Genomic DNA, 561 nt, shown 5'->3' on the forward strand with positions numbered 1-561 from the left:
GCCCTTCATCGCCTCTGACTGCCTAGGCATCCACCGTGTACGCTTAGTCGCTTAACCTCACAACCCGAAGGTGTCTTTGATAAATCAAGTCACGCTCGCGCTGCGATTATTTGAGAGACTCCGATACAACAAAATCACTACCCTTGCGGATAATGTTCAGCCGTATCGTTTCAATTTTCAGCTTGTTCCAGATTGTTAAAGAGCAATATCTTAAACACGACTCGTTAAAGTCATCTTTAAGATATTCGGTGATAATGTCTTTCACTCATTATCGCAATGGCGTCCCCAAGGGGATTCGAACCCCTGTTACAGCCGTGAAAGGGCAGTGTCCTAGGCCTCTAGACGATGGGGACACGAAAAATCCGCACCAGATTAAAAATCCGGCACTTTCGCATCAGCATGAGTCCGGGACTCATTACATCAACAGGTTACCTTGCTCGTTATTTTCATCAGACAATCTGTGTGGACACTGCACAACCACTATCAGGCTTTTACTAAGGAGGTGATCCAACCGCAGGTTCCCCTACGGTTACCTTGTTACGACTTCACCCCAGTCATGAA

1 tRNA gene and 1 rRNA gene are annotated in these 561 nt (G+C 46.7%); both read right to left on the reverse strand.

Going from position 1 to position 561, the window contains the following annotated elements:
* Positions 1–277: 277 nt before the first annotated feature.
* Positions 278–353 (reverse strand) — tRNA-Glu (locus HOY33_RS20470).
* Between the two features lie 142 nt (positions 354–495).
* Positions 496–561 (reverse strand): 16S ribosomal RNA (locus tag HOY33_RS20475); the annotation flags it as partial.

The sequence above is a fragment of the Brenneria sp. hezel4-2-4 genome (genome assembly GCF_013155275.1).
Classification (GTDB): Bacteria; Pseudomonadota; Gammaproteobacteria; order Enterobacterales; family Enterobacteriaceae; genus Brenneria.